General features: G+C 72.5%; 13 protein-coding genes and 1 pseudogene. 9 read left to right on the top strand and 5 right to left on the bottom strand.

Features of this window, described 5'->3' with window-relative positions:
- Nucleotides 1–1,716: an ABC transporter ATP-binding protein gene (locus tag JYK04_RS34555; RefSeq protein ID WP_189741357.1), complete on the bottom strand. Its 1,716-nt coding sequence runs from the start codon at nt 1,714–1,716 to the stop codon at nt 1–3.
- A complete protein-coding gene (locus JYK04_RS34560; protein ID WP_189741360.1) occupies nt 1,713–4,934 on the bottom strand; it encodes an MFS transporter in 3,222 nt (1,073 codons plus the stop codon). The genes JYK04_RS34555 and JYK04_RS34560 overlap by 4 nt, the downstream gene beginning before the upstream one ends.
- A 141-nt stretch (nt 4,935–5,075) precedes the next feature.
- On the opposite strand from JYK04_RS34560, the gene JYK04_RS34565 reads away from it, so the two are divergent.
- The 3 genes from JYK04_RS34565 to JYK04_RS34575 all read left to right on the top strand — a co-directional run bounded on the left by JYK04_RS34565 (nt 5,076) and on the right by JYK04_RS34575 (nt 8,186).
- Nucleotides 5,076–5,756 (top strand): TetR/AcrR family transcriptional regulator, encoded by a 681-nt coding sequence (locus JYK04_RS34565; RefSeq protein WP_189741363.1) that lies wholly within the window; start codon nt 5,076–5,078, stop codon nt 5,754–5,756.
- A gap of 372 nt (nt 5,757–6,128) precedes the next feature.
- On the top strand, nt 6,129–7,421 hold the full coding sequence (locus JYK04_RS34570) for a DUF5933 domain-containing protein (protein WP_268254156.1): 1,293 nt from the start codon (nt 6,129–6,131) through the stop codon (nt 7,419–7,421).
- Nucleotides 7,422–7,556: 135 nt separating this feature from the next.
- Entirely contained in the window at nt 7,557–8,186 is a 630-nt protein-coding gene (locus JYK04_RS34575) for a GNAT family N-acetyltransferase (RefSeq protein WP_189741369.1), read from the top strand.
- A gap of 65 nt (nt 8,187–8,251) precedes the next feature.
- Here the strand turns inward: JYK04_RS34575 and JYK04_RS34580 are convergent.
- The 3 genes and pseudogenes from JYK04_RS34580 to JYK04_RS34590 all read right to left on the bottom strand — a co-directional run bounded on the left by JYK04_RS34580 (nt 8,252) and on the right by JYK04_RS34590 (nt 11,129).
- Nucleotides 8,252–9,103, bottom strand: a pseudogene (locus tag JYK04_RS34580) (DUF4436 family protein).
- Between the two features lie 79 nt (nt 9,104–9,182).
- Nucleotides 9,183–10,340 carry an agmatine deiminase family protein gene (locus tag JYK04_RS34585; protein WP_189741372.1) on the bottom strand — a complete coding sequence of 386 codons (1,158 nt, stop codon included), beginning with the start codon at nt 10,338–10,340 and terminating at the stop codon, nt 9,183–9,185.
- Nucleotides 10,341–10,532: 192 nt separating this feature from the next.
- Nucleotides 10,533–11,129, bottom strand: coding sequence for a TetR/AcrR family transcriptional regulator (locus tag JYK04_RS34590; protein WP_189741374.1), 597 nt, complete (start codon nt 11,127–11,129; stop codon nt 10,533–10,535).
- A 115-nt stretch (nt 11,130–11,244) separates the two neighbouring features.
- Between JYK04_RS34590 and JYK04_RS34595 the strand changes: the two genes are divergently transcribed.
- The 6 genes from JYK04_RS34595 to JYK04_RS34620 all read left to right on the top strand — a co-directional run bounded on the left by JYK04_RS34595 (nt 11,245) and on the right by JYK04_RS34620 (nt 18,979).
- The gene (locus tag JYK04_RS34595) at nt 11,245–12,915 is read left to right on the top strand and encodes a serine/threonine-protein kinase (RefSeq protein WP_202185935.1); all 1,671 of its coding nucleotides are present in this window, start codon (nt 11,245–11,247) and stop codon (nt 12,913–12,915) included.
- 114 nt (nt 12,916–13,029) lie between these two features.
- The gene (locus JYK04_RS34600; RefSeq protein ID WP_189741377.1) at nt 13,030–14,199 is read left to right on the top strand and encodes an agmatine deiminase family protein; all 1,170 of its coding nucleotides are present in this window, start codon (nt 13,030–13,032) and stop codon (nt 14,197–14,199) included.
- A 122-nt stretch (nt 14,200–14,321) separates the two neighbouring features.
- Complete coding sequence (locus tag JYK04_RS34605) at nt 14,322–14,903, top strand: TetR/AcrR family transcriptional regulator (protein ID WP_030013240.1); 582 nt, start codon at nt 14,322–14,324, stop codon at nt 14,901–14,903.
- Nucleotides 14,904–15,451: 548 nt separating this feature from the next.
- The gene (ureA, locus tag JYK04_RS34610; protein WP_189741380.1) at nt 15,452–16,165 is read left to right on the top strand and encodes an urease subunit gamma; all 714 of its coding nucleotides are present in this window, start codon (nt 15,452–15,454) and stop codon (nt 16,163–16,165) included.
- 47 nt (nt 16,166–16,212) lie between these two features.
- Nucleotides 16,213–17,898 (top strand): urease subunit alpha, encoded by a 1,686-nt coding sequence (locus tag JYK04_RS34615; RefSeq protein WP_208809288.1) that lies wholly within the window; start codon nt 16,213–16,215, stop codon nt 17,896–17,898.
- A gap of 67 nt (nt 17,899–17,965) precedes the next feature.
- Nucleotides 17,966–18,979, top strand: a complete 1,014-nt coding sequence (locus JYK04_RS34620; RefSeq protein WP_189742062.1) for an agmatine deiminase family protein — start codon at nt 17,966–17,968, stop codon at nt 18,977–18,979.
- The last annotated feature ends 85 nt before the right edge of the window (nt 18,980–19,064 follow it).

Genomic DNA, 19,064 nt, shown 5'->3' on the forward strand with positions numbered 1-19,064 from the left:
TCATTCACTCCCGGCCGGTGCGAGCGAGGCATTACAGAAATCGGCGTAACGGCCTCCGAGGCGCAGGAGTGCGTCATGGCTGCCGTCCTCCACGATCCGGCCGTCGGCCAGGAAGACGACGCGGTCGGCCCGTCGGACGGTCCGCATCCGGTGTGCCACCATCACCACCGTCCGGCCGGCCATCAGGTGCTCGATGCCCTCGTGGACGGCCGCCTCGTTCACCGGGTCCAGCGCCGAGGTCACCTCGTCCAGCAGCACGACGGGCGCGTTCTTCAGCAGTGCTCGTGCGATCGAGACGCGCTGGCGTTCACCGCCCGACAGCCGCGCGCCGCCCTCGCCGACGTTCGTCGCCCATCCGGCGGGCAGCCGCTCGATCACCTCGTCCAGGCGCGCCGCGGTGGCTGCCGCCCGCACCTCGGCCTCGTCGGCGTCGGGGCGGCCGAGGCGCACGTTCTCCTCGATCGTGCCGTCGAAGAGGTAGACGTCCTGGAAGACGATGGCGAACTGCGCCATCAGTACCTCCGTGTCGATCGCGCGCACGTCCACACCTCCCACGCGCACCGCGCCGGCGTCCACGTCGTAGAACCGCGCGAGCAGGTGCAGCAACGTGCTCTTGCCCGCGCCCGACGGCCCGACGACGGCGAGCCGCTGTCCCTCCGGCACGGACAACGAGGTGCCGCCGATCACGGTGCGGTCGCCGTGCCGGAAGGTGACGGACTCGAACTCCAGGTCGTGGCGCACCGGCTGGACCGGTTCGGCCGGTTCCGGCAGCGGCTCGGTACGCAATACCGTGTCGAGCCGCGCGAGTTCGTAGCGTGCGCCACGGAGCCGGCCGCCGATGTCCGACAGCGACAGCAGCGGATCCGCGCAGCGGGCGGCCAGGACCAGGATCGCCAGGACCTCCGCCGCACCGACGCTCCCGCCGAGCGCGAGGCAGGCGCCCAGGGCCAGCACGACGGTGAACACCGTCTGCACCGCGAGTGCCAGCCCGACCACGCCGGGCAGCGCCTTCAGCGCGCTGCGGCGGGAGGCGCGCCGGACTTCCCGCAACGAGTCGTCGAGGGCCCGGAAGCGTTCCACGGTCCGGCCGCCCGCCCGCAACACCGGCTGGGCCTGCAGGTACTCGACGACCCGTCCGGTGGCTTCGTGGTCGCGTCCGTGGCGCTCGGCGTCCGCGGCGGCCGTCGAGCGTCCCGTCCGGATCTGGATCGCCGCCAGGATCGGTACGGCGGCCAGCGCGGTCAGCCCCATCTGCCAGTTGAAGGCGAGCATGACGGCGACGATCGTCAACGGGGTCACGCAGGCGGAGATGAACGGTGCCAGCAGATGCGCGATCACGCTCATCGCCTGGAGGACCCCGCGGCCGGCCAGGACGGACACCTCCCCGAGGCGGCCCGCGTCGTACCACCCGATCGGCAGCCGGGCCAGATGGTCGCCGAGACGGTGGTACGTACCGCGCAACAGCGTGGACCCGGTATGGAAACCGGACCGGTCGCTGACGTGACGCAGCACCGCGTAGACCGAGACCGCGCCCCCGAACGCGATCAGCCAGGGCCAGGCGTCTTGGGGTGCGCTCCCGAACAGCGCCCGCAGCACGGGGACCAGCAGTGCGTAGGACAGACCCTCGACGAGGGCGGTCGCCGTCATCAGGGCCACGGTGCGACGCACCGGCCGGGCGTATTCGTGCCCCAGCACGCGCAGCAGCATGCGGATCATCGGGCCTTGCCTCCTTGCGGTACGCCACCGTGGGCTTCGGTCCGGTCGGCGGTCGCCGACCGTCGGGCTTGCCAGAACGCCGCGAATCTTCCCCGCTGTGCCAGCAGTGCGGCCGGTTCGCCGCATTCGACGACCGCCCCGTCGTCCAGCATCACGACGGTGTCGGCGTCGGCGATCGTCTCCAGGCGATGGGCGACGACCAGGATCGTCCGGTCACCCCCGCGCGTCGTCAGTGCCCGGCGCACCGCCCGTTCGGTCTGCGGGTCCGCGAAAGCGGTCGCCTCGTCGAGCACGAGAACCGGTGTGTCGGCGAGCAGTGCGCGTGCGAGCGCGATCCGCTGCGCCTCGCCCCCCGACAGGCCGGCGTCCTCACCGATCACCGACCGGTATCCGCGGGGCAGTTCGAGAATCCGATCGTGGACGTTCGCCAGCCGGGCGGCGCGCACCACGTCGTCGAGGCCGGCGTGCGGTACCGCCAGCGCGATGTTGTCGGCGACCGACGCGCGCAGCAGCCGGACGTCCTGGAAGACGAAGGAGACCGTCCGGTAGAGCTCCCGGCTGCCGAGCTCGCGCAGATCGACACCGCCGAGGGTGACCGAGCCGTGGGTCGGGTCGAAGAAGCGCGGCAACAGCTGGACCAGCGTGGACTTCCCGCTTCCCGACGGCCCGACCAGCGCGGTGGTCGTACCCGGTTCGAGCACCAGGCTCACCCCGCGCAGGACCTCGTGACCGGCTTCGTAGCCGAAGCGGACGTCACGCAGTTCCACCCGGTGACCCTGTGGTGCGACCGGGTGCGCGGGCTCCGGCAGCGACCGCACCGCGAGCACCTCCCGGATCCGGTCGACCGCGCGCCGGGCGGCCTGTACGTCGTCGAACCCGTGGCCGAGGGCCGCCACGGGAGCGGTCAGGCCCAGTCCGAGCAGCAGGAAGGGCAGCAGGTCGGCCGGGGTCAGGCCACCGGTGGTGATCAGGGCCGTACCGCCGATCAGGACGGCCAACAGCACGAACGGCGGCGACAGGGCCACCTGCATCGCGGCGGCGATCCCGGCGAGACCGCGCACCATCCGCAGGAAGCTGCCGACGAAATCGTCCACCGCCGTGAGGAACCTGCGGTGGGCGCGCCCGGATCCGCCGAACGCCTTGACCACCGCGATGCCCTGGACGAACTCGACGACGGAACTCGAGATCCGCCCCATGGCCGCGTCGAACTCCTCCTGCTCGCGCAGCCGGGCCGGGGTCATCATCAGGGGGACCAGTGCCATGGCCAGGACGACCGGTATCAGCGTGATCAGTGTGAGCCGCCAGTCGATGGTGAACAGGTAGACCAGGGACACCAGCGGCACCACGAAGGCGGAGACGAGTTCGCCGGGGGTGTGGGCGATGAACGGGTGCACGGCGCTGACGTCCTCCCCGACCACCTTGGCCAGCTCGCCCGTCCGGCGCCGGGAGAACCATCCGATGGGTACGCGCCCCAGCCGCGCGGCCAGTTGTCGGCGGAACGCCAGTTGCACCCGGCCGTCGACGAGGTGCCCGATCCCTGACGACGCGGCCGTGAACAGCAGCCGGAGGAACAGTCCGGCCGCACCCGCGATCACGACGGTCCGGACATGACCGTGGTCGACCGGGCCGGGCGCCAGCAGGGTGCGCCCCAGTTCGGCGACCGCCAGTAGCGGCATCAGACCCGCCAGGGCGCCGATGACCTGCAGGGTCACCACGGCGGCGAAGCTCGCGTAGTAGGGGCGCAGCAGACCCGCCACGGTCCGTCCCGCCGCAGCACCGGAATCGGATGCGGAGTCGGAAGCGGCATCGGTCCGCTCGGCCCGGGACGGTGGACCGGTGCGACGCAGGACGGCGAGGGCCACGAGGACCGCGGCGACCACGAGCGCGGCGCCGAGGGTCAGCCCGAACGCGTATCCGTCGTTGAGGGCCCCGGGTGTGGCCGTCCCGCCGGTGCGGTGGTGCGCCGCGGCGCCGAGGGCGGCGAGTCCGAGCGAGGCGCCGATCTGGCGCGAACTGTTGAGCAGACCCGCGGCGGCGCCGCTCTCGTGGGGCGCGACGCCGGCGGTGGCGAGGGAGACGACCGGTCCGAGGCAGAGCCCGAAGCCGCCGCCGGTGAGGAGCGCGGGTCCGAGGACATCGGTGGTGAAGCCGCCCGCGGGGCTGATCAGGCCGAACCAGGCGAGCCCGGTCGCGGCCAGGAGTCCGCCGACGACCACGAGCGTGCGGGGCGCAAGGCGGTAGCCGAGCTTGACGGCGAGCAAGGAGCCGGCGACCAGTGCGAGGGCGAACGGCAGGAACATCAGCCCGGTCCGCGCCGGCCCCGTTCCGAGGACTTGCTGGAGGTAGAGGGACACGAAGTAGAAGGAGGCGGTCATGGCCGCGCCGATCAGGAGCGTGAAGGCGTTCGCGCCCGCGACCGAGCGGTTGGCGAACAGGCCGAGCCGGACCAGCGGTTCGCGGGCGGTGGTCAGCTCGACCCGGACGAACGCGGCGAGCAGCGCGGCGGCGACCGCCAGGGTCGTCAGGGTGACCGGCGAGGTCCAGGCGTACCGGTCGGTGCGGACGACGCCGAACACCAGCAGGGTCATGCCCGCCGTGACCAGGACGGCACCGAGTACGTCCGGACGGCCGCCGCGAGCGGTCGGCGGGCCCCCGGCGACGCCGCGGCAGGCGAGGGCCAGCGCGCACGCCGCCATCGGCACGTTCACGAACATGACCCACCGCCAGTCGGCGTACTCGGTGAGCACGCCGCCGATCAGGACGCCGAGGGCGCCGCCGGCCGCGTTCGCCGCACTCCACACGCCGAAGGCCCGGATGCGGGCCCTGCCCGTCGGGAACGTCCCGGTCAGCAGCGCCAGTGCGGCCGGAGCCAGCGCGGCGGCCCCGATGCCCTGTGCCGCGCGGGCGGCGACGAGCTGGCCGGGTTCCCGTGCGAAGCCGCCCGCGAGGGAGGCGAGCCCGAACAGGGCGAGCCCGAGCAGCAGGACCCGCTTGCGGCCGTACCGGTCGGCGGCCTTGCCGCCCAGCAGGAGCAGCCCGCCGAAGGTGAGGGCGTAGGCGTGGATCACCCAGGTCAGGCCCACGGCGCCGAAGCCGAGGCCGGCGGCGATCCGCGGGAGTCCGACGTTCACGACCGACAGGTCCAGCGACACCATGAACTGCACGAGCGCCACCGCGGCGAGCGTCAGCCCCGGCCGGGCACCCGAACTACTCGTCATCACGAACTCCGCTCCCGGCGCTGTCAGTTAACTTTCGGAACATGTTCCGAAAGTATCATCGGGTGGGCCGCTGCGAAACCGCGAAGGGAGGAAAGCGCACCCGTTTCGAGGCGGAGGGCGGCGGGGCGGCATGATGGGACGATGTCCCGAGCGCCCGCTTCGCACGGCCGCACCGGCCGCCCGCCCCTGACCTCCCGTGCGCAGATCCTGGTGGCCGCCCGCCGGCTCATCGACCAGGACGGCTGGGAGAAGCTGACGATCCGCCGGCTGGCCGCCGAGGCCGGCATCGGGGCGACGACCCTGTACCACCACATCCGGAACAAGGAGGACCTGCTGCTCCTCCTGCTCAACCAGCACATCGAGCAGATCGAACGCCCCCGACTGCCCGGCGACCCGCGGGAGCGCATCCTCACGGCCGCCACCGCGATGCACGACGCCCTCGCGGCCTGGCCGTGGGCCGCGGAGGTCCTCTCGGCCGACGGTTTCGTCGGCCTCCTCGACGAATCGGCGATGTGGATGGTCGAAGCCATCGCGGCCGGCGCCGCCGACCACGGCTGCACCCCCGAACAGACCGTCGATCTCTTCCGCAGCATCTGGTACTACACCGTCGGCGAGGTCCTCGTCCGCGCCCACTCCGCCCGCCGGCGGGACGAAGGGCGGCCCTTCGCCTACCGCGACGACCTGGACCCGGCCCAGGTGCCCCACCTGGCCGCCATCGGCGTCCGATGGGCCGAGCTGGCCGCACGGGACATCTATCCCCGGGGACTCCGCACGTTCGTCGACGGGCTGCTCGCACAAGCCGGCCCCCGCGGCACCGGCTGAGCCCGGACCGGACCGGACCGGACGCCGCACGGACACCCCGGGGTCCTGATGGCGGCCCGCCCCGCCCGTGCCCGCCGTGCGGCCATCGCCGACGCGGTACCGAGCCGGCGACGCACTCCGGGCCCGTCCTGGCCAACGGCAAGCGCCGGCCGACGTCCGGCGCCGTCCCGTCAGGGGCGGTTTCCGATCACATTTCCGGTCAGGTCACGCACCCTCGATCAATCAAACCTACTCACTCCGTTAACATGTCCGGTCTGACAATGTTCATGTTGGACCACGATAAGCGGCCGGAAATTGACATCTTCGATATCGCGGGTTCTTTCTCGAATAGGCGACGGCGCCAGGTCCGCCGCGCGGCCCCGACCACGGGTCGTGCTGTGGGCCGCGGTGGGTGTGATCGGCCTCGGATTCCTCGTCGCACTGGAGCTGGCCGCGCGCCGGTACGGCGTACCGGGTCCGATCACCGTCCAGACCCGAGAAGTGATCTTCGCCCCCCAGTCGGGGACGGTGCTGTACGCCAGCATGGCGTTGATGATGGTGGTGCTCACCTGGCGGCAGCGCTTCATCGGGCTCGCCGCCGCGATCGGCATCGACCTCGTCTTCTGGCTCGTGCGGTGGGTGGTCGGCGCCGAGATGATGTTCGGCAACGGCGCATTGCTGGTGACCTTGGCCTGGGCCGTCATCGCCGTCACGCGTCGCACCGGCCGGGAACGCCTCCTGCTGCTGAAGGGCGTCGGACTGGCCCTGCTGCTGGTGGCCGGCCGTAAGACCGGCTACACCTGGCTGCTGATCACCTCGAAGTCCCGCCCGATGGTGCTCGACCAGTACGTGGCGACCGCCGATCACGCGCTGGGCAACCCGTCGTGGGTGGCGGGCCGGATCGTCGAGGCCACCGGCACGGTCGGCTTCCGCGTCCTCGAATTCGTCTACATCCAGCTCGCGGTCGCCGCGGTCGCCGTCGCGCTCTACCAGCTGCGGCACGTGGCGGCCCTGCGCCGCTTCCCGAGCCACCACCTGGTGCGCACCTTCCTGGTCATCGGCCTGCTCGGGCCGGGCATCTACATGATCTTCCCGGTGGTCGGGCCGATCTTCGCCTACGGCGCCGACGGCGCGCGGTGGGCGGTGGCCGACCTGTGGCCGAACACGCCGACGCCGGTCGGCGCCCCCGGCCCGATGCCCTTCGACGAGTTCACCCCGCGCAACTGCATGCCCAGCCTGCATACCGCGTGGGCCACCGCGATCTTCATCCATTCCCGCAAGGCCCCGCGGGCGCTGCGCTACGCGGGCACGTTCTGGCTGATCGCCACGCTCGGCGCCACCCTGGGCTTCGGCTACCACTACGGCGCGGACATCATCGCCGGCGTGGTGTTCACGGTCACGATCGAGACGGCGCTGCGCTCGCTCGCCCGCGGCTGGGACCGGCCCGGCGTCCTGCTGACCACCTACGGCACCGCGGTGTTCGTCGCGTACCTCGCCTCGTACCGCTATCTGTCGCTGCAGCTGGCGACGTACCCGTGGGTGTTCGGGCCGCTGCTCCTCCTCGCGATGGGCTCGGTGATCTACGGCTACGTACGGATCACCAGGACGTGGGAACGGGAGGCCGCGGCGGCGGAGGCCGTGCGGGTGCCCCAGCCGCGACGCGAACAGCAGCCCGAACTGGTGTGAGGGTGCGCGGCGCCGTGGCCGGGCGAACCGCCGGCCGGCCGCGCCGTCCCGCCAGGCGAATTCCGGTGGGGCCGGCGATCGGCGCCGCGTAGGGTCGCCCTGTCGTGTTGGACGCGGGGGACGGGCAGGTCAGGCATGGAACAGGCGAAGGCGCCGGCAGCGGTGGAGCCGGCGGTACTCGTGGGGGAGCGGGTCCGGCTGGAGCCGCTGGAGCTTCGGCACCACGACGGGCTGTGCGCGGCGGTGCGCGACGGCAGCCTGTGGGAGCTCGCCGTGACGCTCGTACCGCACCCGGACGACGTCCGCGGTTTCATCGAAGAGGCGGTGGCGGCCCGGGCCGAGGGCACGCAGATCCCGTACGCGACCGTGGACGCGGCGACGGGGCAGGTCCTCGGCTCGACCCGGCTGATGGTGATCAACACCGCGCAGCGGCGGCTGGAGATCGGCTGGACCTTCCTCGCGGAGTCCCGTCAGCGGACCGGTGTGAACACCGAGGCGAAGCTGCTGATGCTGACGCATGCCTTCGAGGCGCTGGGGATGAACCGGGTCGAACTGCTGACGGACGTACGGAACACGAAGTCACGGGCGGCGATCGCCGGGCTGGGCGCGACGCACGAGGGCGTGTTGCGGCACCACATGGTGATGCGGGACGGCTGGATCCGCGACACGGCGGTGTACAGCATCACCCGGCCGGAATGGCCGGAGGTCAAGCGCGCGCTGGAAGCACGCCGGGCCGGCCACCCCGCGGCGCGATCCGGAGGGTGAGCGCCGGAGGGTGAGCCGCCGGGGGTGACCGTGCCGGCGTCCGTCCGGGACTTCGCGGACACGGCCTACGGGGTGTCCGTGGGCGCCGTGGCCGGGGGTTCGGCGCGGATGCCGGTGATGACCACCGTGATGAGGCAGAACGCGATGACCGTCTCCGCCCAGAGGAAGGCGATGTAGTCGAGCAGGCAGCCGATCGGCGGGGAGCCAGGGGCAGTGTTGCGGAAGGCGGCCAGCGCGAAGACGGCCTAGCCGAGGGCGGGCCAGGTCAGGCCCTTGCGGCGGGTGACCAGGTACCAGCCGCCGATCAGCACCGAGACGGCGAGCGCCCACATGGCGAGCATCATGAAGATCGCGAAGACGAACACGCTGTTGGACCGGGCCGGCCCGATGTCGAGGACCGCGATCCCCTGCACCGTGGAGGCGTCGACCGTCGCCGAGAACAGGACGTCGTTGTCGGAGAGCGTGACGCGGACCGGGACCTTCTCACCGCCGAGCACCGCACCGAACTCGACGTCCGCCCCGTAGGCGTCGAACGGGTAGTCCGTGATCGAGCCGCCCGTCAGGGCCACGGGCACGTCCATCGTGGAGATCCGCTGGTGGGCCTTGAAGCCGCGGTCGCCCCGGGTGGCCGTCGAGGTCTGGACGGTGAGGTCCTCGGTGGGGGAGACCCCGTCGGCCTCGGCCAGGGCGCCCCGCGGGGTGACCAGGACGCGCAGCGTCATCTCGCGGCCCGCGGCGTCGAAGCGCTGGATCGTGGCGCTGATGTCGATGCGGTCCCGGTCGGCGCGGCCCGCCGTGTACACCGTGTCCCCAGGGCCTGGCGTTCCCCGAACTGGAGCCACGCCCCCACGGTGACCGCCGCGACGATGGCGATCAGGACCAGGCCCGGCAGCAGCGGGACGCGGCGCACGGGTCACGCGGGGCGGTGGGAGTTCGACACGGTGTCTCCGGTGGTGCGGGGGCGGTGCGTGTGCGTGCGCGCGGGTGGCGGGCGGATCAGGCGGCGGGCTTGCCGGGCTGGTCGTGGGTCGAGCAGTGGATGCCGCCGCCGCCCGAGGCGATGGTGTCGATCTTCACCATGACGACGTCCCGCTTGGGGAAGTGCTCCCGCAGGATGCCGCGGGCGCGGTCGTCCGCCTTGCGGTCCCCGAACTGGGGCATGAACACCGAGTCGTTGGCGACGTAGAAGTTGGCGTAGGTGGAGACGAAGTCGTCTCCCTCGCCCGTGATCCGGTTCAGGTCGGGCTGCGGCAGGTCGATGACCTCGAAACGGCGGCCGCGGGCGTCCGTCTCCTTCGACAGGACGGACTTCGCCTGGTCGGCGGAGCGCGACCAGGAGTCCGGCGGGGTGCTGGGGTGGGCGCGGTCCAGCAGGACCACACCGGGGGCGGTGAAGCGTACGAGGCTGTCCACGTGCGCGTCGGTGATGTCCTCGCCGCGCACGCCGGCCAGCCAGATCACCTTCTGGACGCCCAGGGTCTGCTTGAGCTCGGCCTCGATGGTGTCCCGGGACTTCCCCTTGTTGCGGTTGTCGTTGACGATCGAGCTCTCGGTGACCATCAGGGTGCCCTCGCCGTCGGTCTCGAAGGAACCGCCCTCGGCGACGAGCGGGGCCTGGACCCTGGGGATCTGGTACTTCTGCAGCAGCAGGCGCCCGACTTGGGCGTCATTGGTGTGCTCCTGCTTGTTGCCCCAGCCGTTGAAGTTGAAGTCGACGCCGACGACCTTGGCGCTCTCCTCGACGAACACGGGGACGGTGTCGCGGGCCCACAGGTCGTCGACGGCCAGGGGGATCACCTCGACCTGGGAGCCGACGGCCTTCTGGGCCGCGTCCGCCTGGTCGGGCCGGGCCATCATGACCACTTCCTCGTAGCCGCCGACGGCCCGGGCGATCCGCGCGATGTCCTCGCGCACGTAGGGCAGGTCCCGCTCCCAGACGGAGGCGAGGGCCGGCCAGGACATGAAGGTGCGGGTGTGGCTCTCCCACTCGGCGCCGAACCGGCGCTTTCCGTCCGCGGCGGGCTGGGAGGAACCGGCGGCGCCGGGCCGCGTACCGGACTCGGCGGGACCGCAGGCCGCCGCGCCGAAGACGGCGGCGCCGATCCCGGCGAAGGTACGCAGGACGGACCGGCGGGTGGGGGGAGTGAACGACACGGGGGACTCCGATCGTGTGCTGGCGGAGCGAGGGGGCGTCCGGCCAGGGCGGGCACGGGAGGCGTGGCACAGGCCGGCGGGCCGGGCCCTATCCAAAGGGTGCACGCTTTGCACCGAGAACGTCCGGTACGCACAGGAAAGCGGTGCGGCCGGACGTCGTCCACTGTTGCACTGACTGGAATTTCAGTCAATTTACGTGGCGAGGGAACCGAGTCGGCCGATCTCGACTCCGAGCGCTCCGCGCATCAGGTCGCGGGCGTGCCCCACGGGCAGCAGACCGCTCAGCCAGCGGCCGCTCAGGCCCTCCAGGAGGGCGGTCAGCCGCTCGGCGGCGGCGTCGACGGCGGTGCCCGGCGCGGCCGGGCACACGGCGGCCAGCAGACCGGCGACCTCCTCCACCCAGGCCGCACCGGCCGCGGTGAGCTCCTCGCGCAGTTCCGGGTCGAAGATCGCGTGGGCCCGCAGCTCTCCCCAGGCCGTACTGTTCTCGCGCACTTCGGGCAGGTCCTGGAATTCGAGCAGCAGGATCCGATCCAGGAGCCGGCGCGGGTCCGCGGCGGGGGACGCGGCGCCCGCCTCCCCGGCGGCGCCCGTGTAGCGGTCGGCCCGGTCGCCGATGAAGGCCAGGGCGTGCCGCAGGATGCCGGTCCGGTCCTTGAAGTGGTAGTAGATCAAGGCGGTCGACACGCCGGCCTCGGCCGCCAGGTCGGTCACCCGCAGCCCGCGGACCCCGCGTCGTGCGATGACCCGGGCGGCGCCCTCCAGGATGGCCCTTCTTCGATCCGACACCGGTCGATCCTCCCTTCTGGCGGTGTGCGTCTCGCATTGTCACACATTGACTGAAACTTTAGTTAGCGGCACGATGCGCCCCAGGTCATTGCCGCATCGTTGAAAGAGCCACCGCATGTTCGCTCAGCTTCCCGGCGTACAGTCCGCCCTCACGGCCCTGTCCGCCGACGACCCCCACGAGATCGGTGGCTACCGCCTCCACGCCCGGCTCGGCTCCGGCGGCATGGGGGTGGTCTACCTGGCGTACACGCCGGGCGGCCGGCCCATCGCGCTGAAGGCCGTCCGGCGGGAGTTCGCCGCGGACCCGGAGTTCCGCGAGCGCTTCGCCCAGGAGGTGGCGAGCGCCCGCAGGATCCACGGCCTCTTCACGGCGCAGGTGGTCGATTCGGGCGAGGACGACCACACCCCGTGGCTGGCCACGGCCTACGTGCCCGGCCCCTCGCTGCACCAGGTCGTGCAGCGGCACGGGCCGCTGCCGGTGCGTACCGTGCTGCTGCTCGTCGCCGGCATCGCCGAGGCCCTCCAGGAGATCCACCGGGTGGGCGTCGTCCACCGGGACCTCAAACCGGCGAACGTGCTCATCGCGGGGGACGGTCCGCGGGTGATCGACTTCGGGATCGCGCGCGCCGCCGACGCCGCCGCCCTGACCGGCGTCGGCCTGCGGATCGGCACCGCTGCGTTCATGGCGCCGGAGCAGGCGCTGGGCCACCCGGTGACACCGGCGACCGACGTGTTCGCGCTCGGGGCGCTCGCCGGGTTCGTGGCGGGCGGGGTGCCGCCCTTCGGGAACGGGCCGGAGTCCGGCGCCCTGTACCGGGTGGTCCACGAGCATCCGGACCTCGGCCGGATCCCCCGCGAGCTGCACGACCTGCTGTCGTGGTGCCTGGCCAAGTCTCCGCAGGACCGTCCCACGACCGCCGATCTGATCGCGGCCGTCCACGCGCACCCCCTCGTGGGTCCGCGGCCGGAGTTCACCGAAGGCTGGCTGCCCCGACCGGTGCTGGAGGAGGTCGGGGACCGGGCCGGCGCCGGCCCGGCCGGGGAGCCCGCGGGGTCCGGCCGGCCGGGGCCGCCCGTACCGGAGCACCTCCGGGCGACCGTGGCGGCGGCCGCGTACCCCGCCCCCGGACCGGGCGGAACCATGCCGTACGCCCCGAGCCCCGGCCCGGCCGCGGGCCGGGCCCCGCATCCGGCCCCGCATCCGGCCCCGGCGGCCCCCGTGCTCCCTGCGGCCCCCGTGACCCCGGCGCGCCGGGACCGGCGGCGCGACCGGAGCCGGCTGCCCGCGGCCGCCCTGGCCGCCGCGGCCCTGCTGGCCTGCGGAGGCGGCGCCTACTGGTTCGGCTTCCCCCCGGAGGAGGGCGATGCCCCCGCCGCGGAACCGACCGCCGCCCCGTCCCGGCCGGCGGCCTCCGCGTACGTGCCCGGATACGCGCAGGCCGAGCTCACCGCCCCGGATTCCGGATACGAGTTCGACCTGCGTGCCGGAAAGGTGGTTCCCGTCGAGACGGCCGCCTGGTACCTCGCACGCGGCTCCGACGCCTTCCTCCTCTCCGAGGAGTCCGACGCCTTCGTCGCGGACGGAAGCGGAGAGCTGACCCCGGACGACTGTGCACGGGGCATCGAGACCCGGCCCGTGACGGCCCTGCCCTTCAAGGCGCTCGCGAAGGAGCGCCCCTTCTGCGTACGAAGCCCTGACCAGCGGGAAGTCGCGATCGTACGGCTCGTCGAGGCGACCTCCGCAGGGTCCGTGACGATCGCCGTCGAGCAGTTCCGCAAGAGCTGATCCCCGGAAGCGGAACCGGGTCCGCACGGCAGGTCGACACGCGGAAAGGTTGACTGAATTTTCAGTTAAGGCAAGGATGCCGTCCATCCCGCCCCTCCTCATCAGGGAGTCACCATGGATATGAACCCCCGCACCTCTCGCCGGCGAGTGCTCCAGTTCGGCGCGGCGGCCCTGCCGCTGGCGGCCCTCGGCTCCACCCTCCCCTCGCTGGTGCAGACGGCCTCGGCCGCCCCGAACGGCACCGGCACGCTCCGCATGCCCGCCGAGACCGACCGGCACGTCCGGACGTACATGGCCTGGCCCGCCCTCTCCTCGGTCTGGGGCAGCGGCCTCTCGGCGGTGCGCAGGGACATCGCCGAGGTGGCCCACGTGATCTCGCGCTACGAGCCGGTCGTGGTGCTGGCGCGCCCCGGCCAGGCCGCCGAGGCCCGCTACCAGTGCGGACTGGGCGCCTACTACGGCATCCAGGTCATCGACATCCCCAACGACGACCTCTGGATCCGCGACTTCGGCCCCACGTTCGTCGTCGCCCCGGGTGCCGTGGCCGGCGTGGACACCAACTTCAACGGCTGGGGCAAGGCCGGTACGAAGTTCGCACAGCCCTTCGCCAACGACGCGGCGGCGGCCCGCACGCTCCTCGCCGAGTACGAGGTGAACCGGATCCGGGCCGGCTTCGTCGGCGAGGGCGGCTCGCTGGAAACCGACGGCGAGGGAACCCTGCTGGCCACGGTCAGTTCGATGGTGAACGCCAACCGGAACCCGGGCATGAGCCAGGCGCAGGTCGAGCAGGCCGTGAAGACGGCGCTCGGCATCGACAAGGTGATCTGGGTGCCGGGCCTCGCCGGCGAGGACATCACCGACTGCCACATCGATTGTCTGGCCCGCTTCACCGGTCCCGGCCGCGTCATCCTCGACAAGCCCGGCCCCGGCGCGGACAGGAAGTGGGTGGCCGTCTACGAGGAGACCAAGCGGGCCCTGCAGAGCGCCACCGACGCCCGGGGCCGCCGCCTGTCGATCACCGAGCTGCCCGGCCCGGACCGGCGCGAGATCACCGGCCGGGGCGATGAGTTCCTCTCCAGCTACACCAACTACTACACGGCGAACGGCGCGGTGATCGCGCCGCGGTTCGGCGACGGCTATGCCGACGGCGTCGCCTACGCCATCCTCCAGGCCGCCTACCCGGGTTACCGCGTCGAGCAGCTGCCGATCGACGGCATCGCCTCCGGTGGCGGCGGAATCCACTGCGCCACCCAGTCCCACCCGGCCGTGCCGCCGGCCGTCTGATGGCCGGGCCGCCCCGGCCGGCGCGGCCGGTCCCGCCCGCCGGGGCGGCCCGCGCGCCCTCCGGCACCCCCGGTGACGGGCCGCGTACGTACGCACCCGATCATCCCGGTAAGGTGCGGAGCATGTCGTCTCGTAGTACTCAGATCCTCGAAGCCGCCGCCCGGGTGATCGCCCGTCGCGGTGTACGCGGGCTGCGCGTGGAGGAGCTCGCGGCCGAGGCCGGCGTCTCCACCGCCCTGATCTACTACCACTTCAAGGACCGCACCGGCGTCCTGCGCCAGACGCTGGAGTTCATCAACGACCGCGCCGAGCGCTACACCACCGACCGCGATCCGGACGACCCGCCGCTGACCCCGCGCGAAGAACTGGAAGAGACCCTCCTGCTGGAGCTCCAGGACACCGTGGAGGTACGGGAGAACAGCTCGGCCTGGGGTGAACTGCGGGCGAGCGCCGTCTTCGACGAGGTCCTGCGCGAGGACCTGGCGCGGGCCACCCTGGTGTGGGTCCAGGAGGTGGCCGCCCTGCTGGGCCAGGTCCAGCCGATGGTGCCGGCGTCCGCGCTGGCCGGGGCCGCCGAGCGGCTCACCGCCCTGCTGGAGGGGCTGAGCATGCGCTGGCTGAGCGGCGGCATCAAGATCGGCCACGCCCGCGAGCTGATGCGGGGCGCGATCGACGCCGAGCTCTCGGGTCTCGGGCAGGGCTGACCTCCGCCGGCCGGGGCCGTTCCACGCCCCCGGCCCGCCCCGGCGTCGCCCGGTCATCGCCCTGGCACCGCACCTCTCCCACCCCTGGCTCCACTCCCGGTCTCGCGGCCCCCGCGTGTTTCCCGGGTGCTTCCCGCGCGCCTCCGGCAGGTCTCCCGTAGGTCTCCGGCAGGCCCCCTGCTCGACTCCCACTCGTCTCCCGTGATTCCTTGCCGACCCGGGTACGTTCAGACTCTTGACTGAATTTTCAGTCAATGTCAGAGTGAGGATTCCGAGCAGGGCGGACCCCATCTCCCGCCCCCTCGGACCGCCGGCCGGCCCGTGCAACCTCACGGCCCGGGCCCGGCCCGCCCCCTCGACGTACTCCTCGACGCACCCCTTGAGGCGTCCCCCGCCGCGCCACCGGCCCTCGGCCGCCGCCTCGCGCACCACACATCCGGACGGCGACGCCCCGGCCCCGGCCGCACCCTCGCCCGCCTTCCGGAGGAAGGAATGACCATGATGGTTTCGACCGGCCCCGACGCCGGGCGGGACAGCCGGGGGGCGTCATGCCCCTGACGCCCACCGAACGCGACCGGCTGTTGCTCTTCACCGCCGCCGAACTGGCCCGCGCCCGGCACGCCCGGGGACTGCGGCTCAACGTCCCCGAGGCGACTGCCCTGATCGCGGACACGGTGTGCGAGGCGGCGCGCGACGGGTTGCGCCTGGCCGACGCCCTCGAGCGGGGCCGTGGCGTCCTCGGCCCGGACGACGTGCTCCCCGGGGTCGTCGACATCGTCACCGAGATCCAGGTCGAGGCCGTCTTCGAGGACGGCACCCGCCTGGCCGCGATCAGCGAGCCCTTCGGTGCGTACGAGCGCGACGCGTCCGCCCCGGGCGCGGTCCTGCCCGCCTCGGACACGGTCGCGGCGCCGGACCCCGAGGTGACCCTGACCGTCCGCAACACCGCCGCCGTGCCGGTGAGCGTGACCTCGCACTTCCACTTCTTCGAGGCGAACCCGCGGCTCGACTTCGACCGCGCCGCGGCCTACGGGATGCGGCTGGCGGTGGCCGCCGGCTCCTCCACCCGGTTCGACTCCGGCGCCACCGTCGAGGTCGGCCTGGTCCCGGTGGGCGGGGACCGGATCGCGATCGGCTTCGCGGGCCTGGTCGACGGGCCCTTGGACGCACCCGGGGCCAAGGCGCTCGCCCTGGCGAAGGCGGCGGCCTGCGGGTATCTGGGCGCAGCCGCCGCCGGACACGAGGACGGAGACCGGGCGTGAGCAAGAAGATCCCGCACAGCGATCACTGTGCGCCGGGCAGCCGGCACATCGACCCGCACGAGTACGCGTCCGTCTTCGGCCCCCGCGCCGGGGACCGGGTGCGGCTCGGTGACTCGGGGCTGACCGTCCGCGTCGAGCACGACGCGCAGAAGCCGGGGGACGAGTTCCTGGCGGGTTTCGGGAAGACGGCCCGTGACGGGCTGCACCTGAAGGCCGCCGCGGTGCGCGAGACCTGCGACGTGGTGATCAGCAACGTGCTGGTCATCGACGCCGTGCTCGGGATCCGCAAGGTGTCGATCGGTATCCGCGAGGGCCGGATCCACGCGATCGGCCGGGCCGGCAACCCCGACACCCTCGACGGCGTCGACGTGGTCGTCGGCACCGGCACGACGATCGTGTCCGGCGAGGGCCTGATCGCCACCGCCGGAGCCGTCGACACCCACGTCCACCTCCTCTCCCCCCGGATCATGGAAGCCTCGCTCGCGAGCGGCGTGACAACGATCATCGGCCAGGAGATCGGGCCGAGTTGGGGCGTCGGCGTCAATTCGCCCTGGGCCCTCAAGCACGGCTTCAACGCTTTCGACGCCTGGCCGGTCAACATCGGCTTCCTCGCCCGAGGTTCCTCCTCGCACGATGCTCCCCTCGTAGAAGCGCTGGCCGAGGGCGGTGCCTGCGGGTTCAAGGTGCACGAGGACCTCGGGGCCCACACCCGGGCCCTGGACACGGCGCTGCGGGTGGCCGAGGAGCACGACGTGCAGGTGGCCCTGCACAGTGACGGTCTGAACGAGTGCCTGTCGGTCGAGGACACCCTGCGGGTGCTGGAAGGGCGGACCATCCACGCCTTCCACATCGAGGGCTGCGGCGGCGGGCACGTTCCCAACGTCCTGAAGATGGCGGGCGTTCCGAACGTCATCGGCTCCTCGACCAATCCCACGCTGCCGTTCGGCCGGGACGCGGTCGCCGAGCACTACGGCATGATCGTCTCCGTCCACGACCTCAAGCCCGACCTGCCCGGCGACGCCGCCATGGCCCGCGACCGCATCCGGGCCGGGACGATGGGTGCCGAGGACGTACTCCACGACCTCGGGGCCATCGGCATCACGTCCTCCGACGCGCAGGGCATGGGCCGGGCGGGCGAGACCATCCGCCGCACCTTCGCGATGGCTGCCAAGATGAAGGGCGAGCTCGGCCCGATGGACGGCGACGGCGAGGGCGACGACAACGCCCGCGTCCTGCGCTACATCGCCAAACTCACCATCAACCCGGCCATCGCCCACGGACTCGCCCACGAGATCGGCTCCATCGAAGTCGGCAAACTCGCCGACATCGTCCTGTGGCGCCCGCAGTTCTTCGGCGCCAAGCCCCAGCTCGTACTGAAGTCCGGCTTCCCCGCCTACGGCGTCACCGGCGACCCGAACGCCGCCACCGACTGCTGCGAACCGCTGGTCCTCGGGCCCCTGTTCGGCGCGCACGGCGCCGCGCCCGCCGACCTCTCGGTCGCCTTCGTCAGCCGCGCCGCCGCCGAGTCGGGCTCCTCCGGGGTCCTGGCCACCCGGCGCCGCCGGGTCGCCGTACGCGGCACGCGCGGTATCGGGCCGAGGGACATGGTCGGCAACGCCCGCCTCGGCGAGGTCGACGTGAACGCCCGGACCGGGCTCGTGACGCTCGACGGTGAGCCCCTGCGGTCCGAGCCGGCCCAGCAGGTCTCCCTGAACCGCCTCTATTTCCTCTAGGCCGTTTCTCTTGACTGAATTTTCAGTCGAATGGAAGACTCCACCCACGCAAGAAATGAGACACCTGATGACCGAATTCCGTATGCCCGCCGAGTGGTCCCCGCACGACGGCTGTCTGATGGCCTGGCCCACCCGCGAGGAGCTGTGGGGCAGCGTGCTCACCGACGTGAAGGAGGAGTACGCGAACGTCGCCCGCGCCATCGCCGCGTTCGAGCCCGTGACGATGGTCGCCCCGCCCGGCTTCGGCGAGGACGCCCGTACGCTGTGCGGCGACGGCGTCACCGTCATCGAGCTGCCGCTCGACGACTCCTGGTTCCGCGACTCCGCCCCGCTCTTCGTCCTCGACGGCGACGGCAACCGCGCCGGGGTGGACTTCCGCTTCAACGCCTGGGGCCGCAAGCACCACCCGTTCGACGCCGACGACCGGATCAGCGGCCTGCTGCTGGAGCACCTCGGGATCGACCGGATCCCCTCCGGCATGATCCTCGAAGGCGGGGCCGTCACCGTCGACGGCGAGGGCACGCTGATCACCACCGAGCAGTGCCTCCTGCACCCGAACCGCAACCCCGGCATGAGCCGCGACCAGATCGAGGCCGAGCTGAAGTCTCGGCTCGGTGTCACCAAGGTCATCTGGCTCCCGTACGGCGGCCTGCTCGACACCGAGACCGACGGTCACGTCGACGGCGTCTGCGCCTTCGCCGCCCCGGGCACGGTCGTCATCTCCCTGCCCTCCGACCCGGACCACCCCGACCACGCCCGCATGCGCGCCAACCGCGCCGTGCTGGAGGCCACCACCGACGCCCGCGGCCGCCGCCTGGAGATCATCGAGGTGCCGCAGACCGCCTTCGCCGACCTGGCCGACGGCGAGATCGAGGTGTCGTACCTCAACTACTACGTCGCCAACGGCGGCGTCGTCGTCCCGGTGGCCGGCGTGCCCCAGGACGAGGAAGCCCTCGCCGTGATCGCCACGGCCTACCCGGGCCGCAAGGTCGTCGGGGTACGGGCGCTCGCCATCGCGTTCGGCGGCGGCGGCGTCCACTGCATCACCCAGCAGATCCCCGCAGTGCGGACCACCGTCTGACCCGGGAAACCGGCCGCTCCCGGCGGACCGCTCCGGCGGTCCGCCCGCTCCTCCCCCCGCATCCCTCACGGAATAGAGAGCGCGA

Origin of the sequence: Streptomyces nojiriensis, assembly GCF_017639205.1 — a bacterium.
In the GTDB taxonomy this organism is placed as follows: domain Bacteria; phylum Actinomycetota; class Actinomycetes; order Streptomycetales; family Streptomycetaceae; genus Streptomyces; species Streptomyces nojiriensis.

Coding starts and splice junctions, on each gene's coding strand:
- JYK04_RS34620 (WP_189742062.1), top strand. CDS start 17,966: ATGACCGAATTCCGTATGCCCGCCGAGTGGTCCCCGCACGACGGCTGT.
- ureA (WP_189741380.1), top strand. CDS start 15,452: ATGCCCCTGACGCCCACCGAACGCGACCGGCTGTTGCTCTTCACCGCC.
- JYK04_RS34560 (WP_189741360.1), bottom strand. CDS start 4,934: ATGACGAGTAGTTCGGGTGCCCGGCCGGGGCTGACGCTCGCCGCGGTG.
- JYK04_RS34575 (WP_189741369.1), top strand. CDS start 7,557: ATGGAACAGGCGAAGGCGCCGGCAGCGGTGGAGCCGGCGGTACTCGTG.
- JYK04_RS34605 (WP_030013240.1), top strand. CDS start 14,322: ATGTCGTCTCGTAGTACTCAGATCCTCGAAGCCGCCGCCCGGGTGATC.
- JYK04_RS34600 (WP_189741377.1), top strand. CDS start 13,030: ATGGATATGAACCCCCGCACCTCTCGCCGGCGAGTGCTCCAGTTCGGC.
- JYK04_RS34565 (WP_189741363.1), top strand. CDS start 5,076: ATGTCCCGAGCGCCCGCTTCGCACGGCCGCACCGGCCGCCCGCCCCTG.
- JYK04_RS34555 (WP_189741357.1), bottom strand. CDS start 1,716: ATGATCCGCATGCTGCTGCGCGTGCTGGGGCACGAATACGCCCGGCCG.
- JYK04_RS34595 (WP_202185935.1), top strand. CDS start 11,245: ATGTTCGCTCAGCTTCCCGGCGTACAGTCCGCCCTCACGGCCCTGTCC.